Origin of the sequence: Martinezella tropici (genome assembly GCF_008370325.1) — a bacterium.
In the GTDB taxonomy this organism is placed as follows: domain Bacteria; phylum Pseudomonadota; class Alphaproteobacteria; order Rhizobiales; family Rhizobiaceae; genus Rhizobium; species Rhizobium tropici_B.
Map to the genome: position 1 here is coordinate 98,173 of NZ_VNIP01000004.1, position 16,727 is coordinate 114,899.

18 protein-coding genes are annotated in these 16,727 nt (G+C 58.4%); 12 read left to right on the forward strand and 6 right to left on the reverse strand.

Going from position 1 to position 16,727, the window contains the following annotated elements; genetic code table 11:
• Positions 1 to 168: 168 nt before the first annotated feature.
• The 3 genes from FP026_RS06205 to FP026_RS06215 all read left to right on the forward strand — a co-directional run bounded on the left by FP026_RS06205 (position 169) and on the right by FP026_RS06215 (position 3,584).
• Positions 169 to 858: a carbonic anhydrase gene (locus FP026_RS06205; protein ID WP_149633762.1), complete on the forward strand. Its 690-nt coding sequence runs from the start codon at positions 169 to 171 to the stop codon at positions 856 to 858.
• A gap of 4 nt (positions 859 to 862) precedes the next feature.
• Positions 863 to 2,389, forward strand: a complete 1,527-nt coding sequence (locus FP026_RS06210; RefSeq protein WP_149633763.1) for a SulP family inorganic anion transporter — start codon at positions 863 to 865, stop codon at positions 2,387 to 2,389.
• A gap of 751 nt (positions 2,390 to 3,140) precedes the next feature.
• The gene (locus FP026_RS06215) at positions 3,141 to 3,584 is read left to right on the forward strand and encodes a hypothetical protein (protein ID WP_149633764.1); all 444 of its coding nucleotides are present in this window, start codon (positions 3,141 to 3,143) and stop codon (positions 3,582 to 3,584) included.
• 235 nt (positions 3,585 to 3,819) lie between these two features.
• Here the strand turns inward: FP026_RS06215 and FP026_RS06220 are convergent, their stop codons facing one another.
• Together FP026_RS06220 and FP026_RS06225 are read right to left on the reverse strand one after the other, a co-directional pair.
• Positions 3,820 to 4,143, reverse strand: coding sequence for a DUF1236 domain-containing protein (locus FP026_RS06220; protein WP_149633765.1), 324 nt, complete (start codon positions 4,141 to 4,143; stop codon positions 3,820 to 3,822).
• Positions 4,144 to 4,291: 148 nt separating this feature from the next.
• A complete protein-coding gene (locus FP026_RS06225) occupies positions 4,292 to 5,179 on the reverse strand; it encodes a transcriptional regulator GcvA (RefSeq protein WP_149633766.1) in 888 nt (295 codons plus the stop codon).
• 140 nt (positions 5,180 to 5,319) lie between these two features.
• Here FP026_RS06225 and FP026_RS06230 point away from each other — a divergent pair, with 140 nt between their 5' ends.
• The 7 genes from FP026_RS06230 (at position 5,320) to FP026_RS06260 (ending at position 11,638) form a co-directional block, all read left to right on the forward strand.
• On the forward strand, positions 5,320 to 5,583 hold the full coding sequence (locus FP026_RS06230; protein WP_149633767.1) for a hypothetical protein: 264 nt from the start codon (positions 5,320 to 5,322) through the stop codon (positions 5,581 to 5,583).
• 12 nt (positions 5,584 to 5,595) lie between these two features.
• Complete coding sequence (locus tag FP026_RS06235; protein ID WP_149633768.1) at positions 5,596 to 6,048, forward strand: VOC family protein; 453 nt, start codon at positions 5,596 to 5,598, stop codon at positions 6,046 to 6,048.
• Between the two features lie 293 nt (positions 6,049 to 6,341).
• On the forward strand, positions 6,342 to 7,361 hold the full coding sequence (locus FP026_RS06240; RefSeq protein WP_149633769.1) for a helix-turn-helix domain-containing protein: 1,020 nt from the start codon (positions 6,342 to 6,344) through the stop codon (positions 7,359 to 7,361).
• An 87-nt stretch (positions 7,362 to 7,448) separates the two neighbouring features.
• Positions 7,449 to 8,588 carry an efflux RND transporter periplasmic adaptor subunit gene (locus FP026_RS06245; RefSeq protein WP_149633770.1) on the forward strand — a complete coding sequence of 380 codons (1,140 nt, stop codon included), beginning with the start codon at positions 7,449 to 7,451 and terminating at the stop codon, positions 8,586 to 8,588.
• The gene (locus FP026_RS06250) at positions 8,585 to 9,295 is read left to right on the forward strand and encodes an ABC transporter ATP-binding protein (protein WP_149633771.1); all 711 of its coding nucleotides are present in this window, start codon (positions 8,585 to 8,587) and stop codon (positions 9,293 to 9,295) included. The genes FP026_RS06245 and FP026_RS06250 overlap by 4 nt, the downstream gene beginning before the upstream one ends.
• Complete coding sequence (locus tag FP026_RS06255) at positions 9,292 to 10,434, forward strand: ABC transporter permease (RefSeq protein WP_149633772.1); 1,143 nt, start codon at positions 9,292 to 9,294, stop codon at positions 10,432 to 10,434. Before FP026_RS06250 ends, FP026_RS06255 begins: the two co-directional genes overlap by 4 nt.
• 4 nt (positions 10,435 to 10,438) lie before the next feature.
• Positions 10,439 to 11,638 carry an ABC transporter permease gene (locus tag FP026_RS06260; RefSeq protein ID WP_149633773.1) on the forward strand — a complete coding sequence of 400 codons (1,200 nt, stop codon included), beginning with the start codon at positions 10,439 to 10,441 and terminating at the stop codon, positions 11,636 to 11,638.
• 42 nt (positions 11,639 to 11,680) lie between these two features.
• Here FP026_RS06260 and FP026_RS06265 read toward each other — a convergent pair whose 3' ends face one another.
• Entirely contained in the window at positions 11,681 to 12,007 is a 327-nt protein-coding gene (locus FP026_RS06265) for a hypothetical protein (RefSeq protein ID WP_149633774.1), read from the reverse strand.
• Positions 12,008 to 12,418: 411 nt separating this feature from the next.
• Here FP026_RS06265 and FP026_RS30145 point away from each other — a divergent pair, with 411 nt between their 5' ends.
• Positions 12,419 to 12,913, forward strand: a complete 495-nt coding sequence (locus tag FP026_RS30145; protein ID WP_188112516.1) for a hypothetical protein — start codon at positions 12,419 to 12,421, stop codon at positions 12,911 to 12,913.
• Here the strand turns inward: FP026_RS30145 and FP026_RS06275 are convergent.
• Entirely contained in the window at positions 12,907 to 13,551 is a 645-nt protein-coding gene (locus FP026_RS06275) for a response regulator (protein WP_149633776.1), read from the reverse strand. The two genes, FP026_RS30145 and FP026_RS06275, sit on opposite strands and share 7 nt — an antisense overlap.
• On the reverse strand, positions 13,548 to 14,981 hold the full coding sequence (locus FP026_RS06280) for a sensor histidine kinase (protein ID WP_149633777.1): 1,434 nt from the start codon (positions 14,979 to 14,981) through the stop codon (positions 13,548 to 13,550). The genes FP026_RS06275 and FP026_RS06280 overlap by 4 nt, the downstream gene beginning before the upstream one ends.
• A 275-nt stretch (positions 14,982 to 15,256) precedes the next feature.
• On the opposite strand from FP026_RS06280, the gene FP026_RS06285 reads away from it, so the two are divergent.
• Positions 15,257 to 15,922, forward strand: a complete 666-nt coding sequence (locus FP026_RS06285; protein ID WP_149633778.1) for a hypothetical protein — start codon at positions 15,257 to 15,259, stop codon at positions 15,920 to 15,922.
• Positions 15,923 to 16,187: 265 nt separating this feature from the next.
• Here the strand turns inward: FP026_RS06285 and FP026_RS06290 are convergent, their stop codons facing one another.
• Positions 16,188 to 16,586, reverse strand: coding sequence for a DUF1236 domain-containing protein (locus FP026_RS06290; protein WP_149633779.1), 399 nt, complete (start codon positions 16,584 to 16,586; stop codon positions 16,188 to 16,190).
• Positions 16,587 to 16,727 lie beyond the last annotated feature (141 nt).

Sequence of the window (16,727 nt, forward strand, 5' to 3'; positions counted from 1 at the left end):
CAATCCACTCACAAGATTGTTATAAATTAGCGCGAGCTAAATTCATTTCCGCTATTTTCTTCCGGCCACCCGTACCTATCTCGCACTTGCGAAATAATCGCGCATCCCAACCCGCCGGGCATGGGTACGCCCCCTGCCTGCCGTCCGGCCCATCACAAGGACTCGACAATGGGTGATTTGCTTAAAGGGATCTCCAGCTTTCGCGGTGCCGTCTTTCCCGATCATCAGGCACTTTATCGCCGGCTGGCGGAAGAGGGGCAACAGCCGCACGCGCTGATGATTTCCTGCGCCGACAGCCGTGTGATGCCCGAAACGATCACGCAATCAGGCCCTGGCGAACTCTTCGTCTGCCGCAATGCCGGAAATATCGTTCCTCCGTTTTCCACGGCGAATGGCGGTGTATCGTCGGCGATAGAATATGCCGTCGTGGCGCTCGGCGTTCGTGACATCATCGTTTGCGGGCATTCCGATTGCGGTGCGATGAAAGGGCTTTGGCACCCTGATCTTTTGAAGCCGATGCCAAATGTTGCTGCCTGGCTGAAACACAGCCATGCGGCCCATTCGATTGTTTGCGAAGCCTATCCTGCCGATCTGCCCGAGCGCCAAAGGGTTCGTGCCATCGCCATGGAAAATGTCGTTGTCCAGCTTGACCATCTGCGTACGCATCCTTCTGTCGCGGCCAAGCTGGCGACCAATGACATTACGCTGCACGGTTGGTTTTTCGATATCGAGACGGGGGAGGTGCTCGTCTATGACGGTACAGCCGCCCGATTCACGGATATCATTGAGGATAGGCCCTTGCCTGTCGCGGTCACCGGTCGTGGTCGTCCGCACGTGATGCCGCAAGCCGCGGAGTAGGCCGATGATATCAAGCTCTGTTCTTTCGCGAGACTTCGCATCGTCGCTCGTCGTGTTTCTCGTCGCCATACCGCTTTGCCTCGGGATTGCCGTGGCTTCAGGCGTTCCGGTGGCCATGGGCCTCATTTCAGGCATTGTCGGCGGCATAGTCGTCGGCCTTTTGGCCGGATCGCCACTTCAGGTGTCCGGCCCGGCGGCGGGGCTCGCCGTGATCGTCTTCGGCTTCGTCGAGCAATATGGCGCTGCCATGCTTGGGCCGGTTCTCATCGTGGCGGGATTGCTGCAGGTTCTTGCCGGATTCCTGAAGATCGGATCGTGGTTTCGGGCCATTTCGCCTGCGGTGGTCCATGGCATGCTCGCCGGGATAGGCATCCTCATCATTCTCGGTCAAGTCCATGTGCTCATGGGCGCAAGACCTGCTGCCGGAGGCATCGAGAACGTCACCGCCATGGAGCAAACCCTCGGTCGCGTATGGGGTGCGGGACTGACCCGGGAATCGGTTGCTCTCCTCGTGGGATTGATCTCCCTGCTTGCCATGATCGCATGGGAGAAGTTCAGGCCGAAGCCAATGATGCTGGTCCCCGGTGCGCTGGTCGGGGTTGCGGCTGGCACGATATTGACAGCCGGGATGCAGTTGCCTATCGCCCGGGTGGAGGTACCGTCCTCTCTTATCGAAAGTATTTCGCTGCCGACGCTCGATGGTTTTGCCAGGATGGTCGAGCCCGGTATCATTATGACGACGCTCGTCATCGCGGTGATCGCCAGTGCGGAAACACTGCTCTCATCCGCCGCCGTCGATCGCATGCATGATGGCGTACGAACCCGCTTCAACAAGGAGTTGTTCGCGCAGGGCATCGGCAACGGGCTTTGCGGTCTGCTTGGTGCGCTGCCGATCACGGGCGTTATCGTCAGATCGTCCGCCAACATTCAGGCAGGCGCGCGCACCCGAGCATCGGCCATTTTGCACGGGGTTTGGATTCTTGGGCTGGTGGCGTTTCTGCCGCAGCTGCTCGCAATGGTGCCGCTGACGGCGCTTGCCGCCGTTCTGCTCGTGACGGGATGGCGGTTAATCAGCCTTCATCACGTTCGCCATCTCTTCGAGCATCACGGTTGGGTTCCCGTGGGGATCTGGACCGCGACAGTGGCAATGGTGGTGCTCCAGGACCTGCTCGTCGGCGTGGCGCTTGGCCTTGCACTGTCCATACTGGAGATCTTTCCATATCTTCGTCGCAAGCTTGCGATCGACAGGTTGGAAGATGAGGAAACCATTCATCTCGACCTCGCCGGCGTGGCGACCTGCAGAGACGTTCCCACGCTGCTCAATATGCTGGAAGCGCTTCCCGAGGGACGCAAGATCAGGATTGCGGGCACTCGCCTGCATTATCTTGACCACACGAGTGCCGAGACCCTGCGCGAGTGGTTGAAACGCCAGAAGAAGTCGGGACGCATGATCGAAATCCAGCATCCACCAGCAGGACGCCATCCTCGGCTGAAGCCGATCTTCGAACGGTTATCGGAGGAGGTAGCCTAACCCCAGCCCTGCTCCAACCATTAGAGCGGTTCAGCTTTTTCACGGAATCTCTGAGCCGCTCGATCTCTTTGTCTTCTCGCGATTTCCTGGAGACGCTCTCGGTGTGCGATCCCGGTCACCGAGAGTAAAACTATGACGATATATCCAAGGCTCGCCGAGCCTTTCGGACCCGCCTAGCAGGATGTGGTAGCGCTGATGGGCAAGGTCGCGATCGCTTCCCATGACAGGTGATCAGCTGCCTTGACAAGCGTTGCCGCGTCTACAGTCGCGAACTCGGACGGCGAGCCGGGCTGATCCACCAGCGCTTGCCAGCAATGGCGGACGTGATCATCGAGATGATGGCTCATGCAGGGTGAGAGCAAATCGCAGCGGGCGAAACGGGGCAAGCTTCCATGATTGCAGGCACTTTCTCGGCCTGCGACGAGGAGAGTTTGATCGGACGATTTTGAAGGGCTCCGGAATTTGATCGGAACATTTGGCCATCGCCGCAGTTCGAATCCGCTGGCATTCCGATCTCCGGTCAGATCGGGTGAAAAGGATTACCGCGATGCAGATCAGAAGTTTCGGGGACAGATATCTTGGTGAACTTCAGGAGCTTGCCAGCGCCGAGACTGCATCGCATCCGACGTTAACAAACGGGCTTGTCCACCATCGGGCACGAACGGGATCGAATGATCTTCATAGCGGCGTCGGAACCCACTCAATTTGAGAATGTCGCGAATGGACAGGTATCGTCCGAAAGGAACCTTCGATGAAACACCATCCCCTTCAAGAAATTCGGACCCGCGCCAACGTTAATCTCGAGTATCCGCACGCGCTGCCTGCGACGCGCCGCGACCGACTTGAGCGTTGGGCGGAGCTCCTCGAACGCTGCGGGCACCAAGCGCTCTCAACGTTGCATGAAACGGAATTTCAACCCGCCCAGGAGCGTGCGATCATGCGCGCTGACGATTCGCCGTTGTCGGTGGCGTTTGCCGACCCGGTCCTGCGGGCAGCTGGGCTCAATGACGACAGTTATGGCGAAATTAGGCGATTCTTCGGGCTGAGTCACAATCAGTTGCATAAGCTCGTCTGTTATTGTCACTTCGGAGCAACGATTAATGCCTCGGTCGCCGCTCATAGCGTTCGTGCGTTGATTGCCGCAGACGACCGACCGAGCATATTGGCTAGGCTGCGTGATATGTTCCGGCGATAGATAAAAACCATTCGCTTCACGCTGTGATTGACGAGAGGCCGACACGAGGCAGAGATGTCGTCGTGCCAGAGGTTTCGTGATCTCGTCGCTAACAGAGCAAGGAGATATCTACCGCCATTGCAGCTTTCGCATGATGATGCGGCGCCTTTTCACTTGCGGAACCTATGATAGTGACTGCCGAACGAATTGTTGCGGACAACAGCCGTCCGCAATCAACAGGTGCATACAAGATCGATCATTTGACGATTTCAATAATCTTATGCGTATGCGGGTTTACGATAACTCTCTTCTTGTTGACGATGGTATAGGCATAGCTGTTGTTGCTAGGCACAGGATATACCTCTACAGAACTCGGCAGTTCGCTACCAACTACGATATCGCCTTCGTAAGTTACCGATGGAACCTGTTGCCCTGTCACGTATGTCGTGACATCTCCGGGAACAACCACGGTTGTCCCATTTGTGTCGGAACTGTCCGGAGTTACAACCACAGTGCTTTGAGCAAAAGCTGTTCCGGATGCGAAGAGTGCCGCACTCACAATAGCGAGCAATCTTTTCATAATGACCTCCATTGATCTACAGAAACTCCCAACTGTCGTGAACTGCGAATGTTCCTGATCAAATGGGTGAACTTGTGCTCCAATCCGCCGCGTGAGGTGTCGGGCAGTCGCGGCACCGCTGCGGCGAGGCTTCGGACCTCGACATCGCTCAGCCGGAGGCCATTTCGCTAAATAGCCAGTCGCGGAACGATCTGACCTTTTTGAGCCGCATCGCGCCTTCTGGATAGACGACATAGTAGTTCCACCGCGATTTCAGCGCGAGATCAAAGGGGCGTACCAAGCGCCCGGCTGCGAGATCGTTCGAGACCAACGCACTCCTGCCCAGCAATACTCCTTCGCCCTGCACGGCGGCTTCCACCGCATAGGCGGCCGAGTCGAATCTGACGCCATTATCGGGATTGATATCGTCCAAGCCCGCGGCTTTGAGCCAGGTGGCCCAATCAATGCGGAAGTTGTCGTGAATAAGCCTATGGTATCTCAAATCAGTCGGCGAGCGGAGAGGATGCTCGCCTTCAAGTAGCTCCGGGCTGCAGACCGGAGAGACATCTTCCTCCACCAGCATCTCCGAAACCACCCCTTCATAGTCGCCCTCTCCATAGCGGATTGCGATATCGATTCCGTCTCTTAGGAAATCCGCGAATCCGCCGGAGGTGGAGAGACGCACATCGATGTCGCGGTTGGCGCGATGGAACCGGTGCAGCCGCGGAACAAGCCACCTTCCGGCAAACCCGTCCGACGTGCTGACATTGAGGACGCCTGATGATTTCGGCGCCGTGGCGGCGGCGGTTGCGATACCTATTCGATCTAGAGCCGCGCCGATTTCGGCGGCGTAAGCGACGCCCGCGGGTGTCAGCCGGACGGATCGCGTTCCTCGCTCGAACAGCAGAGTACCGAGTCTTTCCTCCAAGTTCCGGATGGCGCGGCTAATTGCCCCGTGGGTCACATTCAACTCGGCGGCTGCTTTCGTAAAGCTCAAATGACGAGCCGCGGCGTCGAAAGCCGGAAGAGTTGTCAAAGGCGGAAGCTGGCGCGGCATCGATTACCTGTGAGTGAAACTCACATATCCTGCACGAATATTCGGTTGTCGTCCAGCCGGGCGGCGGGCAATCTTTGGCTATCAGTATCGTTTTTTAAGCGAAGTAGTCGGTGACAATGCGATACAAACAGGAGGTTATTGTGAGTGTTATTCACGCCTATAATGAGATCGTCGATCGCCAGGCCCCCGTGTCCATCGGCCTACCCATAGCGGCGATCAAATCCGTGCTCACCATGATCGCGCGGCGAGCGGCCTGCCTGTTCGCCCGTGTCCAGTATATGTGGACGATGCGGCTCATCACCCGTTTTTCGGCCCATCGTCTGCGGGATATCGGCTTCGAGAGGGACTGGGACGGGTCGCTGATCCGGGCCGGTGGCCCGATGTCGATGTGCAACGGCCAGTGAGGGAGTATTGCCATGAAAATCTATCCCCATCTCTGGTTCAAGGCGCAGGCAGAAGACGCCATGGCGTTTTACATGTCGGTGTTCAGGGACTCGAAGCCCCTGGGGCGAATCGACCTTCCAGATCCTGAATTGTCGGTAGTTCGGTTTGAATTGGCCGGGCTGCCAATCACCGCCCTCAATGCCAATTCTGACGTACCCTATAATGAAGCGTTCTCCTTCCAGATCGGAACGGGCGACCAGGCGGAAACTGACTATTATTGGAATGCGCTTACGGCCGGCGGCGGTGAAGAAAAGCCGTGCGGATGGCTCACCGACAAATTCGGCGTCTATTGGCAGGTCACGCCGACAATCCTGCTTGAAATGATCGCCGATGCCGACAAGAGCAAGGCGACGCGCGTGCTGCACGCCATGTATAAAATGAAAAAGATCGTCATCGCGGACCTCGAGCGCGCCTATTACAGCTAGCGACATCTTCATTAAGCCGCGCCTGCGGTCCCAACCAGCCGAGGTTTCCGTAAGGATCACAAACCAATCTCCGAGCGGAGCGTCTGGAGCAATGACCGTTCCGGAGGCCATCGGCGCGCGCAAGGATTCGCTGATGGCCTCCAAGCTGATGTAGCGGGTTGCCCGCGCTTGACCGGTAGCAGGCGTCAATTTATGGCAATGACACGGTACTGAAACGCGATCGAGGTCGTGCGAAGCGACAGTTGCTGACATGATTTCATTCTATTGCTTTTGAGCCGCCGTGGGTGACTGTCATGCTTTTCATTCCATTTCCCTTCGCTGTCGCCATTGTGCTGCTCGTCCTGTTTGGCATGGTGTTCAAGCGGGATGACGAACGCCCAGTCAATGTCCCGTTCCTGGCGCTTATCCTGGTCAGTGCTTTCCAATCCGTGCTGTCCGGCTTGCGATGGGGGTACGGGATCCAGGCCGTCATGTATTTGGCGCCCCTGGTGGCGGCGACCATGCCGCCGCTGGTCTATGCGGGCGTGTTCCAGCTGGTCAAGAAGAGTGCGCGACCGCCTTTCCTGCGCATCGGCATTCATTGTCTGCCCGCGGTTCTTGTTCTGATATCGATGATCGTTTGGCGCGATGCGATCGATATCGTCCTCGTTCTCGTCTTCGTCGGATATGCGATCGCCATATTGCGGCTGATGAGGCCGGGAATGGACGCCCTTCGCCTCGCCGCCTTCGACGAAGCCAGGCCTGCCTATCATGCGATCCTGCTCGCGGCCGCCTCGCTGCTTCTGTCCGCGGCGCTCGATACGGTCGTCGCCTTCGATTTGATTTGGGCGCAGGGCCGCTACGCGCCGACGCTCATTGTCGGCGGGAACCTGGTGGCGCTCATCATCTTGTCCACAGCCGCTGCGGCTGCCAGCCGTAGCGGCGCGGCAAGAGAAGTGCCTGAGATCGCCGAGGTCCCGAAAGCGGATGCGGGCGATATCGAAACGATGGCTGCCGTTCAAGCGCTGATGTCGGAGAGGCGGCTCTATGAAGATCACGATCTGACCTTGAACAGACTGGCGCGCAAGGCCGGCCTGTCGGCGCGTCAGATTTCCGAGGCGATCAACCGTGCCACCGGAAAAAACGTCTCGCAATATGTCAACGAGTTTCGTATCGCCGCCGCCTGCAAGCTGCTGACCGAAACCGAAAAGTCGGTCATCGAGATCATGTATGCGGTCGGCTTTCAGACGAAATCCAATTTCAATCGCGAGTTCCGGCGCGTGACCGAGGTCACACCTCTCGAGTGGCGGAAGAAGACCCTGGCAGCCGCATAGGAGGGGCAAAAGTACCAGATCGCGATCGAGTACGATCTGGAACGCGTTTGAGGTCGAATTTTCTGCCCTTCCGTTCATGTTGGCGGCATGAACACGATCACCAAAGACAATCGCAAGCTCGCCGAAACGCTCAGGTCGCTTTCTCTCGAGGCGTCGTTCCAATCAGGGGAGCCGCCGCCCGGGAAGGATCGGCGGCCTGTCCTCCTGACCATCCTGCTTGTGCTCGGTGCCAGCACGATCACGGTGACCATCTTATGGCCGGAAATCGCGCCTCAGCTCACAAGAATATTGCAACAGAAGCAGGAAGTCGCTTTCGCTCCAAGCATTGCGCAGACGAGAGGCCAAGCAAACTCGGCAGCAAACAAGGCAGCCGCGGGCGTAAACACAGCCATTCCCGCTCTCAATCCGCCTCAATTGGCGCCAGCGCCCGAGATAACCGGCTCCGGCTACGTCGTTGCTCCCGGTATCGTGACCGTCTTTTCCAAATATGAGGGAGAGATCGCCTCGGTTGCCGCCCGAATCGGCGATTGCGTCGAAGCCGGGCAGGTTCTCGTCGAGATCGACGATATCAGCGCTGATTTCTCGCTCGAGCAGGCCAGGGCGGATCGCGATGCAGCCAAGCTTGCCCTTGACGGAAAGATACTGGAACTGAAGCAGGCGTTCAGTTCGCTGGAGCGCAATGAGGCGCTTTCCGCAAAAAGCGTAGTCTCGACGCAAATCCTCGAGGAAGCGCGAACGGCGAGAGATACCGCCCTCAACGCCGTCGATCAGGCGCGCCAAGCTTACGCCAAAGCGCAACTGGGCGTGAAGGTCGCCCAGGAACATGTCGACGCGCTAACCGTGAAAGCTCCGATCTCGGGCACGGTGACGCGGCTCGACGCTCATATCGGCGGCCGGGTCCTCGCTCGAGTGGATAGCATCAAGGAAAATGAAAGCCTTCTGACGATCACCGATACCGGCAGCCTCGTGATCGACGCCGATATTGCCGAAACCAATATCGGCGCCCTTCGGCCGGGCCTTCGGGGCGAAGCCGTCCTCGACGGTTTTCCCGACAAGCCTTTTATCATCGAGATCCTACAGCTTTGGCCGACCGCTTCACGCGAGAAAGGCACGATTACCCTGCGCCTTGCCCTTCTCAATCCACCCGAGGGCATCATGCCCAATATGGCCGCGCGCATTCGTATTTCGATCGGTTCAGCACAACAGCCAGGAGGCAAGTTTCAATGACCTCTTCGATAAGCAAAGAGCCCTATATCGCGCTCAGCGGCGTCAGAAAGGGCTACGGGATAGGGACGGAGGCCGTCCCGATCTTTACCGATCTGAATCTTGAGATAGCGCGGGGCGAATTCGTCGCCATCATGGGGCCTTCGGGGTCTGGAAAATCGACCCTGCTCAACATGCTGTCGGGCATAGACAGGCCGGATCAGGGGCGCCTGCGCATCGGGGTCAGCAATCTCGATCAGATGGGCGAATCGGCCCGCTCCTGCTGGCGCGCCCACAATATGGGGATCGTCTTCCAGTTCTATAACCTCCTGCCGATGCTGAACGCCGCCGAGAACATCGAGCTCCCGCTTCTGCTGAAGCCGCTTTCGTCGAGGGAACGTAGGGTCCGCGTCGACAAGGTGCTGGATCTCGTCGGGCTTGCCGGATGCCAGAAACAATATCCAAAGCTGATGTCGGGTGGTCAGCAGCAGCGCGTCGGCATCGCGCGCGCCATCGTCGCGGATCCGGCTTTGTTGCTCTGCGATGAGCCCACGGGCGATCTCGATCGCAGATCGGCCGATGAGGTGCTGGAAATGCTGCGCTTTCTGAACCGTGAGCTGGGCAAGACCATCATCATGGTCACCCATGATCCACAAGCCGCAAGCTATGCCAGCCGAACGCTGCATCTCGACAAGGGTGAGTTCGTCGAGGAGGGGAGGGTTGACGCATGACCTTCCTCGATCTCGTGCGAAAGAGCGCCTGGCGAAAGCCGCTGCGCACAATATTGTTGATGGTCAGCGTAGCCACGGCCTTTCTCATTTACGGACTGACGACGAGCTTCGTCGATGGCAGTCAAGGCTCGTCGGCGGCCAGCGACGATATTCTCGGCGTCATGAGCGCGGCGGGCCGCACCCAGCCACTGCCGATCTCCTACCTGAACCGGATTGGCGCCGAACCAGGTGTGGCCGCGGTCGGCTACATGTCGCGCCTGCGGGGATTTGCGACGGTGGAGAAGAACATCATTTCACTGAGTGCCGCCGAGCCTCAGCGTCTTTTGAGTTCGAACGGCAAGGAGCTCGGACTGACACCGGATCTGATTGGCGCACTCGGCAAGGACCGCAGCACGGTCCTCGTCGGCCGGGCGCTTGCCGAGGCGCAAGGGTGGACGATCGGCCAGAAAATCACGATTACCAGTTTCGATATCGCGAGGCAGGATGGCAACCGCGACTGGCCCTTCGAAATCGCCGGCATCTTCGAGGGCGAAAATGCCTCCACCGACACCTATTTCGTGGTCGCGCAATATGACTATATCAATGCGCTTAGAGCCCGCAACAGGGACACGGTCGACGCCTTCATTGTTCGACCGCAACCGGGTGTATCGGCCGGAGAGCTGGCCTCAAGGATCGACGAGCTGTTCGCCAATTCAGCGGCGCCGACGCAGACCAGGTCGGAAAGGCAGTTCCTGGAGGCCTTTCTGCGCCAATATGCCGATATTGGATTGATCGTGAACATGGTTATCGGAGCGGCTTTCGTCACGCTGCTGATGATCGTCGGCAACACCATGGTCTTTGCCGTTCGCGAGCGTACCTTCGAGATTGGTGTCCTGAAAACTCTGGGCTTTTCCGGGTTCTGGATCATGGCGCTTATCCTTGGCGAAACGCTGTTCATATTCCTGGCCGGCGGGACTATGGGACTGGTGCTTGCGCTGCTTGCAACGAAGATCACCGGCCCCGCAATTGGCCTGGTCTTTTCCAACGTCATTTTTGCAAAAGCCCTGGCAATGGTCATTCTGCTTGCGCTTGTGACCGGAGCCCTTCCGGCCCTGAACGCGCTCAGGATCCCGATCATTTCCGCATTCAGAACGAGGTAGATCCATGTCTTCCAATGCCAGGCAAGCATTCGTCATGATCAGGGCAAACCTGTTCAGCCTGCCGCGACGCAATTCCGTTTCCGCCTCCATGGTGATCTCCGTGGCGCTGGTCGTCTGCGTTCTCACAGGTTTTCTGGCCATGGCGAGAGGCTTCGAGATCGCTTTGCAAAGTGCCGGCTCGAATTCGGTGGCGGTGATCCTGGGCGGAGGCACCAATCAGGAGGCTGGTTCAGACGTTCCGGCCTCGGTCATCCGCACGCTTGGCGCCATGACCGGTGATATCGGCATCACACGGGATGCCAACGGCATGCCGATCGTCTCGCGTGAAATCGTCATTGCCGTCGATTCCAAGCCGGGCAACGCTGGGACAGGGCAGACTTTGGCCTTGCGGGGTATGGACGCAAGCGGCCCGTCGATCCGTGACAATATAAGCCTGTCAGCGGGACGCCTATTTGCACCCGGTACCCGCGAGATCGTCCTCGGAGACCGCCTCGCCCGGCAGTTTGGATTTTCGATCGGCAGCGTGGTGCGGCTCGGCACGGTCGACTGGACGGTGGTCGGTTTCTTCTCGGCGCGAGGCAGCGCGTTCGAATCCGAAATCTGGGCCGACCTCGATGCGGTACGGTCCGCCTTCAATCGTCAGGGACAAGTGCAGAGCCTTCGTATGCGCCTTGCCGACCCCGCCTCGCTGCCACGGCTGCAGGATAGTCTCGATGCCATCAAGACCACGCCGCTGCGTGCCATCGTCGAAGCCGAGCTTTATGCGGCGCAATCGGCTCGCACGGCAAGCCTAATCCGCTTGTTCGGATGGCCGCTTGCGCTGTTGATGGCCATTGGTGCGACCGCAGGAGCGCTCAATACGATGATGAATTCGGTCTCCGATCGCACCGTCGAGATCGCAACCGTCCGGGCTCTCGGTTTTAGTCGGATATCAGCGTTTCTCGGCACTTGGGTGGAGGCAATCGTGCTTGCCGCCCTTGGTATGGCGATCGGGCTGCTGGCATCGTGGCTGGCCTTCAATGGTTGGCAGGCAAGTACGGTTGGTGCTAATGGCGCGCGCATGGCGTTCCAACTCTCCGTAACCGGCGATGTCATGGCAACGGCCGGTCTGCTCGGACTTGCAATCGGCATTCTGGGCGGTGCCTTACCGGCAACCGTTGCAAGCAGACTTCCCCTGACCGCAGCCTTGCGATCACGTCGATAGGGTCTTGGCTTAAGACGACAAAGCGCATAGTTCGGCGAAATTTCAGGCGGCGGCTTGATCGCAACTGCTCTGCATGTCCCGTTTCGAGCAATATTCGAGTTCCAGCTCGAGCAGCCTTGTCGCCTGGGCAAGGGCATCTTCCGCCTCCGCGAACAACAGCGACTTATCGCCCATTCTGGCCTCGCCATACCTTTGGGCGCGCAGCAGCACGAGTTCGGCCAGATCGATGCATTCCGGCGTCGGTTGGACGAGACGCAGGCAATAGCGCAGATTGACAGCAACCTCGATGGCGAATTCGGCGGCCGAGAAATCCAATATTGCGCCTGGTGGGGTTGAACGGGCCAGAAATATCCTCCATTGCTGGGTCACAATATTCTCCCATCGGATCGATCGCGAAGGTGCTGCCGCCTCACGCGTGCCAATTTTTTCAGAGACGTTATTAGGATCCCAACCACCGCATCTGCGTCGGCAAGGCCCCGGCGTGCCCGCAGTCATATCGGCCGAAGAAAATTGCTTTCAATAATGCAATCGTGCAATTGGGCTTCGGTCCGTCTTCTTCTCCGACGTTGGTCTGATGCCGTGTCGGCAAAAGGTCCCGGGCGCGATTGCTGAAGTCCAAGCCGAGCTTTGCCCGTGTGATAAAACTTGACCCCTCGCGGTGTTGCGACGATCTGATATGGAGATCGGAACTTGCCAATAGGCGATAAAGGGCGGCGCTTTCGTGCCGGGGAACGATGACCGCCCGTCGCCGGAACTACTCCAAGCCTCAGGAGGCTACAGGTGTCATTGCGTCGAAAGCTTATTGCCGCCTTACCATGCTTGTTGCTGACCTTCCTCAGCACCGCGCTCCCTTACACCGTCAAAATTCACGGCGGTTCCGCGATACTTGCGCAGCAGATGGCGGAGGCCAAGGGAGGAAACGGTAATGGCGGCGGCAATGGTGGAGGCAACGGCGGCGGTAACGGGAATGGCGGAGGCAATGGAAACGGCGGCGGCAACAGCGGCAATGGGGGCGGCAATGGAGGTGGTAACGGCAATGGCAAAGGAAACGACAAGGGCCAGTCGTCCAGCGCCAAGAGCGCGACGCAAAGTCAGGTCGATTCCGATCAATCTACTGACGCGGGCAACGGCTCACTTGCCGTTCGCCACAAGGATGGCATGAGCGAAAAGATACAGAGTGGACGTTATGTGATGCAGGATTCAAAGGGCCGCACGATCGTCAATCGCAGTGCGACGGTTGCGGACGAGCAGCGGCTCAAATCCTTCCTTCACTGACGGCGCCTTTCAAGCTCATCCCGGAATGCCATCGCCGCTTCCGTTCTATTGCTCACCTCAAGCTTGGTGAAGATCTGGGTCATGTGATGCTTGATGGTTTTTTCGTGTAGATCGAGCTTCAGGCCGATATGTTTGTTGCTCAATCCGGCGGAGGCCAATTCCAGCACCTCCCGTTCCCGATCCGTCAGCGTGCTGAAGGGATTTGTCTGGGTGCTCGATCCGTTCTCCGAAATCAGCCGAGCCGATAGCGTCGGCGCGACATAGCTATCGCCGGCGGCAATGCTGCGAATGATATCGGCAAGCATCCGGGATCCAACGCCTTTCAGAACATAGCCCTTCGCGCCGCTCTTAAGTGCCTCCATCACGTCATCGCTTGCCTCGGAGACCGTCAGCATCACGATCTTCTGGTTCGGGATCTGCTCGAGTATGAGAGGGATGGCGTCCAGCCCCCCGCCGGGCATGGAGATGTCGAGCAGTAAGATGTCTGGGCGACACTCCGCCGCGATGCGCAGCGCATCCTCCTTGCTGCTTCCTTCGCCGACGACGCTAAATCCATTCATTTCAGTCAGACTTCGGATAACACCCTCCCTGAAAAGCGGGTGGTCATCGATGACTGCCAAGCTGATCGGAGCTGTCATGCCTGTTCCATTTCCTCGATGTTCAAAGACATTCGAACGGTTGTTCCACGGTTCGATGATGAAAGCTGAAACGTGCCGCCAAGGCTCTCGACCCGGTCCCTGAGGCCGGCCAGCCCCAGTTTTTGCGGCCCGACATCTTTCGGATCAAATCCCGGCCCTTCATCGGCGACCTCGATCACGATCTGGCCGTCTTCCAAGGATTGCACGACCTTTTGTCCGATGCCGCCGGCATGACGATAGCCGTTGTTCAAGGCTTCCTGCACAAAGCGAAAGACACAGATCTTCGCGGAGGTGGAAAGGTCCGCCGGTATCGCGCCCACGAAGAGCGCGACGGTGACGCCGGTGCGCCGCTCATGCGCGCGGATTGCCCGCTTCAAGAGCTCGGTCAGATTATCCGTCTCGATGTGGGGTAGCATCAATCCGCCGCAGATGCCTCTGATTTCGGCCATGGCATCGTCGAGACTGGCTTTGATGGTGCGCAGCGATGCCTCGCGTTCATCCGGTGCGGTGGCGGGGCTTGTCAGGGTCTGGCTGTCCAAGCGCAAGGAGGCATATGCGACCAATTGGGCAGGGCCATCATGCAGGTCGGCGCCGATGCGGCGCAAATAGCTCTCGTTGAGCGCAGCCGAGCGCTGCGTCGCGCGCTGAACGCGTGCACGCAATGCCTCGTTCTGTCGAAGAAGCGTCGACAGCTCCCCGATACGGCCATTGAGCGCCTTGCGCTGATTGTCAATGGTGCGGCTGCCGCGCAGGACGATGATCGACAGAAGCGCGAAGAATGTCAGTGTAAACAAGGCGACCACAAGCCAGCTTAACAGCCGGGCTTGTATCAGGCTCCCTTCGAAGTCGTTGGCCACCTCGTAAAACTCGGAAACGGCAACGACCTTGCCCGACCAGGGCTGCAGCACCGGATTGTAGATTTCCAGCAGCGGTTTGCCGCTATTGCGCTCGGCAACGCTCTCCATATCGTCGATCCGATTGAATTTGGCGACCATTTGGCCGGAAAAAGCGGTTCTGAGACTGTCAGAGAGCGGAAACTGCTTGCCGGAAAGATTTTTGTTATTGGAGTAAAGGATCGTCCCGTCGCTACGCCACAATCGGAACGAAAACAGCCGCGTCCCAAGCGCGCCCTGGCCGAGTGTCTCGTCAAGAGCCCGTGCTACCGTGTCGTCGAGGGCCTGGGTGGTTTGCATATCGGGTAGAAGCGGGGCGATGACGCTATCGACGTAAAGGGCAGTCGTTGCCGCGGAATTGCGTGTCACCGCATTTTCGATCAGGCCGGCAACGAAGGAGCCGACGACGAGCATGGCACAGATCGCGACGAAGCCGCCGGCGAGCAGGAACTGTCTGGCCAAGGATTGAGAATTCCAGCGTTCGATCAGACCTGCCAGAGATAGCTTGTGTTTACGATTTGCTCGCAGAACCGGCATAGTCAGCACTGATCTCCCAACCCCTTATAGCTATCCCAGCTGGATCGCGTGTCAACTATTGCCCTTAGGCATCGGTCGTCTCGTCACCTGGGATGGTATTTCTCCCGGCCCATGCAATCTAAGGGACCATCGGGCGGGATCAATCAGACCATGGTCCAAATACCCAAGGCATAGGTCCGAGCGCTGTAGAAACACGTGATTTCGGCAATATGATAATGCGCATTGATTTGCTGACCGCTGCCCTAGGCGACGGATTTTTTGTGAAGGAAATGTGCATGAAAATCGGCTCTATCATCGGCACCGCGAGCCTTAGCCTGGTATTGGCCGTCGCTCCCATGGCAGGAACCGCCGCCGGCTTCATAGAGACGGCATTCGCAAAGGGCGGAAATGGCGGCGGAAATGGAAATGGTGGCGGTAACGGCAATGGCGGTAGCCACGGCCAGGGAAAATCCGACCACGCAAAGTCCGGCGACGACGATGCCAGCGGCACGTCCGCGAATACGGCCACGGCGCCGGGCGCTTCATCGTCCTTGTTGGGGCATCACCCCGACAAGCACTCCAAATCCCATAGCGCAAGCGCGAAGACGCATGTTTCGAAGCCCGGCCAGGGCAGCCTGAGTTCACTCAAGAGAGATTACCACGCCTACTTGAATTCGAAGGATCCCAAGATGGCGGCGCTCTCAGCCTATGTGAAAGCATATGCAGAGTTCGAAATGCAATACGGAACGACAGCCGTGCCGACGGATCCTGCCCTCAGCGACAGCGCTTTGCGTTCGGCACTGGCGCAGCTGTCGAACAAACCAGTGACGGACCAGACCTTTGCCGAGGCAAAGAGCATTCTTGGAGCCGGAACGAATACGGGAAAAATCGCAGAAGTTCGCGACGCACTGGAAAGGCAATCCACGGCCCCGTCTCAGAGCGATACCGGGATTGACGACTGAAGCGCCGCAATAACGGTTTTACGGCATGAGCATATCGATTGCCGCGCGTCTGTATCGACGGTTCCTGAGGTCAATCTTCTGAGGGTTCCGCTCAGCTGACGCCATTTCATAGCCGGTCCGCCCACCGGCTCTATCGCCGGGTCGAGCTTCCCGCCCGGACGCTGCTCGATCCGGCGATAGGCAATTACATCGTCTCCACTAGATTCAATGGCCAGGTGCAAAGCCCTGGGGAGAGTGGGGAGCGTGTCCCCACTCTCCACCTTGGTCACTCAAGAATCCGGATGACCTTGCGCGATGACGGTTCAACGATCACACGTTCGTGGTTGACCACGGCATAAGCATATCGCGGGTTTTCCGGAACGGTTCTTATGACGACCCTTTCCGGCAACGGTTGGCCGACGACCACTCGTTCGCGGACCACAATTCCATCATCGGGCAGAGGCTGTTCGCGGACATAGGTAACCACCTTCTGCGGCGGAGGATCGATGGCGGTGCCGACGATGGCGCCTGCCACGCCGCCTATGGCAGCTCCGACAGGTCCGCCGACCACGGCTCCGGTTGCGGCGCCACCTGCCGCGCCGGTGACGGTCGACGACTGGGCGAAGGCACATCCGGCGGCCAGGCCAAGCGAGAGTGCCGCAATACTAAGTACTTTCGTTTTCATCAGAATCTCCTTTCACCTTCTATTCGTCCGTCATTGACGGAGCTGTTGGTAAAACAGGACCCGATTGCAATCAGTTCCTTTTCTTAGGCTTCAGTCGATTGGATTGGGACGTGGGTCGCAAAGGGCATTCGGACCAAAGCC

Bases quoted from the DNA above. Each gene is read 5' to 3' on its own strand.
- FP026_RS06205 (WP_149633762.1), top strand. From the start codon at position 169: ATGGGTGATTTGCTTAAAGGGATCTCCAGCTTTCGCGGTGCCGTCTTT.
- FP026_RS06210 (WP_149633763.1), top strand. From the start codon at position 863: ATGATATCAAGCTCTGTTCTTTCGCGAGACTTCGCATCGTCGCTCGTC.
- FP026_RS06215 (WP_149633764.1), top strand. From the start codon at position 3,141: ATGAAACACCATCCCCTTCAAGAAATTCGGACCCGCGCCAACGTTAAT.
- FP026_RS06220 (WP_149633765.1), bottom strand. From the start codon at position 4,143: ATGAAAAGATTGCTCGCTATTGTGAGTGCGGCACTCTTCGCATCCGGA.
- FP026_RS06225 (WP_149633766.1), bottom strand. From the start codon at position 5,179: ATGCCGCGCCAGCTTCCGCCTTTGACAACTCTTCCGGCTTTCGACGCC.
- FP026_RS06235 (WP_149633768.1), top strand. From the start codon at position 5,596: ATGAAAATCTATCCCCATCTCTGGTTCAAGGCGCAGGCAGAAGACGCC.
- FP026_RS06240 (WP_149633769.1), top strand. From the start codon at position 6,342: ATGCTTTTCATTCCATTTCCCTTCGCTGTCGCCATTGTGCTGCTCGTC.
- FP026_RS06245 (WP_149633770.1), top strand. From the start codon at position 7,449: ATGAACACGATCACCAAAGACAATCGCAAGCTCGCCGAAACGCTCAGG.
- FP026_RS06250 (WP_149633771.1), top strand. From the start codon at position 8,585: ATGACCTCTTCGATAAGCAAAGAGCCCTATATCGCGCTCAGCGGCGTC.
- FP026_RS06255 (WP_149633772.1), top strand. From the start codon at position 9,292: ATGACCTTCCTCGATCTCGTGCGAAAGAGCGCCTGGCGAAAGCCGCTG.
- FP026_RS06260 (WP_149633773.1), top strand. From the start codon at position 10,439: ATGTCTTCCAATGCCAGGCAAGCATTCGTCATGATCAGGGCAAACCTG.
- FP026_RS06275 (WP_149633776.1), bottom strand. From the start codon at position 13,551: ATGACAGCTCCGATCAGCTTGGCAGTCATCGATGACCACCCGCTTTTC.
- FP026_RS06280 (WP_149633777.1), bottom strand. From the start codon at position 14,981: ATGCCGGTTCTGCGAGCAAATCGTAAACACAAGCTATCTCTGGCAGGT.
- FP026_RS06285 (WP_149633778.1), top strand. From the start codon at position 15,257: ATGAAAATCGGCTCTATCATCGGCACCGCGAGCCTTAGCCTGGTATTG.
- FP026_RS06290 (WP_149633779.1), bottom strand. From the start codon at position 16,586: ATGAAAACGAAAGTACTTAGTATTGCGGCACTCTCGCTTGGCCTGGCC.